The organism is uncultured Campylobacter sp., assembly GCF_937949835.1.
Taxonomy (GTDB): domain Bacteria; phylum Campylobacterota; class Campylobacteria; order Campylobacterales; family Campylobacteraceae; genus Campylobacter_B.
In genome coordinates, this window is record NZ_CALEDC010000012.1 from 1 (window position 1) to 7,242 (window position 7,242).

Below are 7,242 nucleotides of genomic sequence, written 5' to 3' on the forward strand. Positions count from 1 at the left end.
ACATTTTGGCACTATTCTCACTTTAAACGAGCTAGTATCACCAAAAAGAACGAATGCTATTCCATAATATCTTGCTTACGCTTGCATAGGTATTTAGGTTATACCATGCTTTTTTCGATTTTTTACGATCGTCCTTTAATGATTGCTCACGACATTAAATACGACCTAATGGCATAAAAGACGAATGAATTATATATAAAGCAAAGTAAAATTCATCAAGCGTGTCATTAAGTAAAGCTATTACGTAAATTTTAATGTATAATGAAAAATAAAAATTTAAAATTGCCGGGGGATATGTCAAACTAAAATTTGATCAAATTTTTAAAAGCCACTCTTTGGAAGAGTGTAAATAACCCAAGAAAATATATCTATGCGACGGAGTATTATATAAATAGTGAGGTAAAATTTGAATGAATATATTTGAAAATAAATCAGAAAGAATTATTGCACAAAGTATAATTGATTGTTTTAGGGAAGGCCCAAAAATCAATTATTTTTCAATTAATGACAATAGAAGAAAGGTTATTGTAAAACGGCATGTTGAAAAACTTCAAAAAGAGAAGCATATAATTATATTGGAGCATTATCGACCAAACACAAAAAAATGGGAATTTGTATATGCGGATGTAACGTTAATTATGAAAAAAAATCCAGATGATAGTTCTACTAATAAAATAATCAAAGAGGACTATAAATATATTGGATTTGATATTATATTTAGCCTGACTGACGGAATGATATATAAGAGGATATTTATAAATTTTTCTTTTCATGCCCTATTGCGATTTATTGAAAGATGTAATATCAAAGAGCTATCCACACCAGATAAAGTTAAAAAATTTTTATCTTCAATGATAAGACCGATCTTGTTAAGATGTTTGTCTATGTATGATAGCCTTTGCAGTGAGTTAATGCATAATCAAAGTAATTATGATGAAATCAGGAAAAATTTAAGCAAAGGATTTCATATTGTGATTAATGATATATTCATGCCTATTGCGTTTGATATTGGTAAGAATAGTGAGGGAAAGCCCAGCCTTTGTTTTACGATTAAAACGATAATGCCAGTAGAATTTAATAGTGCCAAAAGAGCGATTAAGAAAGAAGAAAGGCCCCCTAAAGAAAAAATTTTTGACTACTTAAATATTATAAAAACATTAATTATTTAGAAATAATATGCTTGGGTGCAAAAAAAGGAGAATGATGTAATGAAGATACGAATCTACTACGAAGATACCGATGCGGGCGGCATAGCCTATCACGCAAACTATATAAAATACTGCGAAAGGGCGCGCAGCGAGATGTTTTTCGGCTCGGAGGTTAAGCCTTTAGCAAGGTGGGCATTTTTTATCGTGAGTGAGATTCGGGCGAAATTTAAAAAGCCAATCGTCCTAGGCAACTTGTTAGAGACCAAAGTCAAAACGGTGGAGCTAAAAAAGATGTCCGCAATAGTAAAGTAGCAATTACAAAGGCTCTCTATTTTTTACCTACCAGAAGTTTTGAACTGCCTAGCATCAGCCATTTGGCTTCGCGCGGGCCCATAAAAAGCCCCTGCGTCGTGTCTATGAGCTCGACTCGCTCGTAGCCCTGCTCCTTAAGTCGCGCGATGAAAGCATCCATATCGCCGTAGTTTCCGCGCGAGAAAAGATCGTGTATCGCGAAGCTGCCGCCCTTTTTAAGCACGCGAAGCGTCTCTAAAAGCAGCGCCTGGCGGTCCTTGCGCATGATGTTGTGATAGACGTAGTTGCTTGTAACCGCATCGAAGCTGCCGTCCTCAAAGGGCAGCTGCGTGGCGTCGGCCTGCTCGAAGCTAGTGTTTTGCACCCCTTCGGCGCGCGCGTTGGATTCGCACAGCTGCTTGTTAAAAGACGCGTACTCAAAGCCCCAGCGATCTACGCCTAGCACCGATGCGTGCGGGTTGCGCTTAGCGACGGCGATCGTTAGCGCGCCGCTGCCGCAGCCTACGTCTAGCCCGCGCCCGCCCTCGGGCAGATCTACGTATTTTGCCGTGCCCTCTACGATCGCGCGAGAGAGTTGGCGCTTGCCGCCGTAATCAAACGCGCGGTACCACACGACGCAGTAGATCGTAAAGCCGACCAAAAACAGCGCCGCTGCGCCGAAAAGCCCCGCAAGAAACCACCTCAGCACGCCGCCAACAAAAGCACCGCAAACGCCGAAAATCAAAAACAAAACTAGCGCTACGCCCGCACCTGCGGCAAAGCTCGCGATCATGCCCTTAGGCACCCAGTTTTTATAGTCCGGTTTCATCTTCGCTCCTTTTATTAAATTTAATCTTGCGGCGGTAAAGCACGCTGCGGCGAAATTTTAAATTCCGTCCGTAAATTTTAAATTTCACAGCTCAAACCTCGCTTAAATTTAAACACTCGCTAATAGGTGTATTTAAACTCCGCGTAGTAATTGCGCCCGGGAGCCGGAGTATAGACATCTGCGCGTAAATTTTGGTTGTAATTATACTCCTCGTCAAAGACGTTTTTGACTCCGGCGCTTATCAAAAATCCGCTTGCGAAGCGGTACGCAGCGCCCAGATCTACGATCGTGCGCGAATCGATCCTATCGTGGTTGGCGTCGTGCGATGATGAGAAATATTTAAAATCGCTCATCAGCGTTAAATTTCTAATCGGCTCGTAATCGACGCCCAAAATGAACTTCGAGCGCTCCACCAGCGGAACCTGCTTGCCTTTATCCGCACCGGATTGGATCTTGGCGTCCACGTATGAAAAGGTCTCGCTGAGCTTTAAATTTGAAAGCAAGCTTTGCTCCGCATACAGCTCCACGCCCTTGCGGCGCGTCTCGTCGATATTTATAAAATGCCAACCGCTATTAAAGCCGCTACCGAGTAGCTCGTTTACGATCTCATTTTTCGTATCGGTCCAAAACAGAGTCGCACTTACGTATTGCCCATAGATTAGATCCTTCATGCCGATCTCGTAGGTTTTAAAGGTTTCGGATTTGAGGTTATTAAGCACATAGGGGCCGTTGCGACTGAGCTTATCGATGAGCTGATTAGGCCCCGGCGAGATATAGCCTCGCTCAAATTTAAAATAGACATTGCCGTCTTTAGAATATTTAAAATTCGGCGTGATCTCAAACGCATAGTTGTTTTTATCGTCCGTTACGTGCGTGCTGTCTTGAGTGTGAAAGATGCGCCCCATCCTACGCATCGTCGTAGAGACCTCGCGATCTACTTTGTATTCGGCGCGCTCAAAACGCCCGCCAGCACTAAGTGAAAATAGCTCCGTAAAGTCGTGCTTTTCTAAGGCATAAACCGAGTGCGTCTGTTTTTGCATATCAAAGATCGTAAGCTGCGAAAGGCTCATCATAGGATTCATCGAAGTGGTAAAGTCGATCCTACGGAAGCCCTTATTTTTAAGATAATCATATCCCGCTATGAACTCGCCGCTGTCGTAGTCGAGCTTGCCTTTTAAATTTGCCCCCTCTTTGCGATCTTTCATCACAAAGCCCTTTTGTAAAATTCTAATATCTTGGTAATAAGGCTGTAAATTTGCTTCAAATCTATCGCCAAATTTTACCGCATAATCCAAGTCAAAATTTAGTCGCGTGCTTTTGGTAAAGGTCCTCTCGCCTCCTTGTTGGCGACGATCTGCTTTAAGTTTGGCAAGCCCTAAACCCGGCACATCATGCGTCCTAGCGCGATAAAAGCTCGGATTAAAAGATAGGCTTTGATCATCTGAAATTTTATAATTTAGTCCAAATGATGTATAGTAGCCTCGCTCTCTTTCGCCCTTGCGGTATCCATGCTGATCAAAGCCCTTTATTGCGGTCTTTAGAAATAGATTTTCGCTCACATTCCCGCCTGCGCCGAAATTTAGATCTTTATAATTATACGACGCGATCTTGGTAGAGACATTGGCGTATGGATATTTTGCGCCCTTTTTTGTGATGATATTTATCACGCCGCCGCTGGTGCCGCTGCCGTAAAGCACGCTACCGCCGCCGGGGATGATCTCCACGCGCTCGATATCTTCGATCGGAACTAAATCGATCGGAATGCTCGTCGGCGTCGTGTCGATCATATTGAGCGCGACTCCGTTAAGAAGGACCTTAACGGAGGTATTGGCCTTCGCACCTTGCCCACGCAAATCAACAGATCTGCCGTTAAAGCTAACCCCCGGCGCCTTTTCTAAAATTTCACGCAGATCGCGGTAGCCACGGTTTTCCATATCCTCCGCGGTGATAACGGAGACGTTGCGAACCTCGTTTTTAAGCGTATCTTCAAAGCCCGTCGCGGTAACTACGATGGTGCCCAACTTTGTGGCGTTCGCGCCGGAAGCGTTTTTAGGAGCTGCGGAATTTACGGCTCCCGCGCCGGGCGCGCTGATATTTGCAGACGTAGCGTTGTTTTCGGCTCCGTTTAGTTGTAAGGCGGCGCACAAGCTTAGCGCGATCGCGGCATTTGAAAGATAAAATTTCTTAAACATCACTCTCCCCTATTCAAAATTATAATTTTGCGAATGATTTGCAAATGATATATTATAATTTCTCTTGATTAAATAATAATAAATTTCAAAGATTAAAGATAGATTTTTTAAAATTTTTGCGTAGATTGGATGAAATTTTAATTTCGAGAGTTTTACATAGCGCGGTAAAATTTCGGTTTTAAATTTAGATTCTTTAGTGGTTTTTATTTCTTAAAGCGGCAAATTTGCAAAGCAAATCTAGCTGGAATTTTTAAAATTTACTCAATCCCTAAAATCATACCCGTCTAAAATGCACCTAAAAGTATTAAACCTATCCTGGCGCTCATTTTTTATTCCTAAGGCCTTTTGATTTTGTTTGAGTATCAATTATTTTTTATCATGGCTCACCCTCTTTAGCCACTCTTTTTCAAATTTATAATATCTTTCAAGCTTTTTATTCTTTTCTGCTTGATTCCACTTTTCTATCTCAGCATAATCTTGCAGCTCGCCTCCGCACTTAGGGCAAACATTCCTATCTTTAACGTCCGAGAAATTATAAAATTTACTTCTCATATTTTTAAAATTTTACCGTAATTTTCCTGTAAAATTTTGCTTAAATTTGGCTTCAGTCGTTTAAAATTTTATCTCTTTGAAATTTAAATTTCAACCATTGTCCGGCGTTTTAAATTTCTCTGTTTTTTTAAAATGCGCGCCTCAAACGCCGCTTTAAAATTTACGCAGACGCGAGCAGGTGAGGGGTCGCTGCGATAAATTAAAGTCAAATTTTATTTCTAGCCATCTTTTAATTTGTTTCTTAATCTTTGGTGTATTAAATCCCGCTTCGTTTCATTCGTAAATTTGAAACGTATTTTAAAAACAAGGAGAGCCGATGAGTGAAAGAAATTTACAAATTTTAGGTTGGGCGGGCACATGCCTGTCGGTCATCATGTACGTATCCTACGTGCCGAACATAATGGCAAATTTAGACGGCAACAAAGTCCCGTTTCTCCAGCCGCTCGCAGCCACGATAAACTGCACGATATGGGTCAGCTACGGTCTTTTAAAGCCTAAAAAGGACTATCCGCTCGCCGCGGCGAATTTCCCGGGGATCATCTTTGGGCTGCTAACCGCAATAACGGCGCTTTAACCGCGCTTTTAGCGGCTTGATAAATTTTAAAATCGCCCGCGCCGCACTCTGCAAGCCGCACCCGCAACGCTTTTTAGCTGCCTGCTACGTGCTGCAACTGCTCACTCGCTGTCACGCCAAGCCTGAGCTAGCTTACCACAAGCGCGCCCGTACCTCACAAACCCATTACGACGCGGCTTTAAAATTTCACAAAATCGCCCGCGCTGTATTCAAATCTGCCGAATTTAAATAACTTTTATACAAAATTTGATAAGCTTATTTTGATTAAAATTTTATCTTTAAAAGGACTAAAAATGAAAAAGGTCATCACTTGCGTCGATCAAAATGCGCTTGCCCCGGCGGTTAGAGATTACGGAATTTACGTCGCTAAAACCTTGGGTGCCGAGCTCGTGTTTATTCACGTGGTTGAAATCCCGGAGCTTGGCGAGAATTTTTATGGGCTAGCCGCAGGCGGGATCGTCCTAGGAGAGAATGATATCCTTGCAAATAGCTACGGAAGTCCCACATTAGGCGGCGTAGATGCGGAGAAAGACCACGAAGAAGCCGAAGCGATGCTGGATGAATATATCTGCGCTGCGACTGCTGCGGGCGTAAAGGCGAGTAAGATCATTAAAGATGGCGATTTTATCGACGTTATCGCTGAGTACAAGGACGAAGCTGAAATTTTTGTACTCGGTATCAAGGGCTCAAATAACGAGGACGTAGGCTTTAATGCAAGCGTGCTGATAAAGGAGCTTCACGTGCCGTCGCTGCTCGTGAATAAGGAATTTTCACCGATTAACTCCGTGCTCATTGCGTTTGACGGCACCGATGCGGCAAAGCGCACGCTTGAGTTTATAAAGAGCTCAAAGCTTCTTGCGAGCGCACATAAGCATGTCTTGCACATCAATGCGGGTGCCGCAGAGGGCGAGCGGATGCTGGATCTAGCGCGCGAAATTTTAGGCACTCAAAACGCCACCTTCAAATACATCCAAGCGGAAGTGCCCGCCGATGAGATCATCAAATATCGCCGCGCTAATGACCTCGATCTGATCGCTACTGGCGCCTTTACGAAAGGGTTTTTCAAAAAGCTCTTTTTAGGCAGCGTCTCCGAGGATATCTTGCACAATGCGCTTGTACCGGTGCTAGTGCTATCGTAATCGCAAGACCAAACGCCGATAAACGCTAAATTCCGTCGCTTACGTTATTTTAAAGTGGCGGAATTTTAGAGTTTTAAATTTTTAAATCCTTTGTTTTTCAAATTCATATACTTTTTAAAATCCATAGAAATTTTGCTTAAAAATTCGTCAATAGATCTTATTAAATTCCGTTAAATCAGTAATTGCATATAAAATTTTATGATTTAGTTTATTAAAAATTTTATTATTATTTAAGAGGAATTGTAAGATAATCCCGCCAATAAATTGATATGGATTATAAAATCTAAAAAGGATTTTTTATGAAAAAGGGTAAAATTTTACTCTCTTTGGCGCTACTTTGCTCGCCGTTTTGGCTTACTGCGGCGCAAAATAGCGGCGCTTCTCAAAACTCGTCCGCCACAAGCTCCGCCTCTAAAATTTCGTCATCGCAAAGCTCGCGCGCAAGCGCTGTATCGCAGAGCTCTGCGCCGCCCGTTTCAAATTTAGCCCCTAATAGTGTGGCGCCGAAAAACTCTGT

Annotated in this window: 8 protein-coding genes; 5 read left to right on the forward strand and 3 right to left on the reverse strand. The window is 42.4% G+C overall.

The annotated features are described in order from the left end of the window. The first annotated feature begins 410 nt into the window (after positions 1-410). Positions 411-1,169 (forward strand): hypothetical protein, encoded by a 759-nt coding sequence (locus Q0256_RS00235; protein WP_297958951.1) that lies wholly within the window; start codon positions 411-413, stop codon positions 1,167-1,169. Positions 1,170-1,208: 39 nt separating this feature from the next. After that, positions 1,209-1,460: a hotdog domain-containing protein gene (locus Q0256_RS00240; protein WP_297958953.1), complete on the forward strand. Its 252-nt coding sequence runs from the start codon at positions 1,209-1,211 to the stop codon at positions 1,458-1,460. Between the two features lie 16 nt (positions 1,461-1,476). Here the strand turns inward: Q0256_RS00240 and Q0256_RS00245 are convergent, their stop codons facing one another. The 3 genes from Q0256_RS00245 to Q0256_RS00255 form a co-directional block, all read right to left on the reverse strand. Next, positions 1,477-2,268, reverse strand: a complete 792-nt coding sequence (locus Q0256_RS00245) for a class I SAM-dependent methyltransferase (RefSeq protein ID WP_297958955.1) — start codon at positions 2,266-2,268, stop codon at positions 1,477-1,479. A 119-nt stretch (positions 2,269-2,387) separates the two neighbouring features. Continuing rightward, positions 2,388-4,460: a TonB-dependent receptor gene (locus Q0256_RS00250; RefSeq protein ID WP_297958957.1), complete on the reverse strand. Its 2,073-nt coding sequence runs from the start codon at positions 4,458-4,460 to the stop codon at positions 2,388-2,390. 366 nt (positions 4,461-4,826) lie between these two features. Next, positions 4,827-5,012: a hypothetical protein gene (locus tag Q0256_RS00255; RefSeq protein ID WP_297958959.1), complete on the reverse strand. Its 186-nt coding sequence runs from the start codon at positions 5,010-5,012 to the stop codon at positions 4,827-4,829. Positions 5,013-5,328: 316 nt separating this feature from the next. Here Q0256_RS00255 and Q0256_RS00260 point away from each other — a divergent pair, with 316 nt between their 5' ends. The 3 genes from Q0256_RS00260 to Q0256_RS00270 form a co-directional block, all read left to right on the forward strand. Next, on the forward strand, positions 5,329-5,586 hold the full coding sequence (locus tag Q0256_RS00260) for a SemiSWEET family transporter (protein ID WP_297958961.1): 258 nt from the start codon (positions 5,329-5,331) through the stop codon (positions 5,584-5,586). A gap of 293 nt (positions 5,587-5,879) precedes the next feature. Beyond that, a complete protein-coding gene (locus Q0256_RS00265; protein WP_297958963.1) occupies positions 5,880-6,725 on the forward strand; it encodes a universal stress protein in 846 nt (281 codons plus the stop codon). 299 nt (positions 6,726-7,024) lie between these two features. Beyond that, positions 7,025-7,242, forward strand: a 218-nt coding sequence (locus tag Q0256_RS00270) for a hypothetical protein (protein ID WP_297958965.1), incomplete at its 3' end; no start/stop codon positions are given.

What these genes read in the sequence shown, in the direction of transcription:
- Q0256_RS00235 (WP_297958951.1), top strand. Translation starts at nt 411, where the DNA reads ATGAATATATTTGAAAATAAATCAGAAAGAATTATTGCACAAAGTATA.
- Q0256_RS00240 (WP_297958953.1), top strand. Translation starts at nt 1,209, where the DNA reads ATGAAGATACGAATCTACTACGAAGATACCGATGCGGGCGGCATAGCC.
- Q0256_RS00245 (WP_297958955.1), bottom strand. Translation starts at nt 2,268, where the DNA reads ATGAAACCGGACTATAAAAACTGGGTGCCTAAGGGCATGATCGCGAGC.
- Q0256_RS00250 (WP_297958957.1), bottom strand. Translation starts at nt 4,460, where the DNA reads ATGTTTAAGAAATTTTATCTTTCAAATGCCGCGATCGCGCTAAGCTTG.
- Q0256_RS00255 (WP_297958959.1), bottom strand. Translation starts at nt 5,012, where the DNA reads ATGAGAAGTAAATTTTATAATTTCTCGGACGTTAAAGATAGGAATGTT.
- Q0256_RS00260 (WP_297958961.1), top strand. Translation starts at nt 5,329, where the DNA reads ATGAGTGAAAGAAATTTACAAATTTTAGGTTGGGCGGGCACATGCCTG.
- Q0256_RS00265 (WP_297958963.1), top strand. Translation starts at nt 5,880, where the DNA reads ATGAAAAAGGTCATCACTTGCGTCGATCAAAATGCGCTTGCCCCGGCG.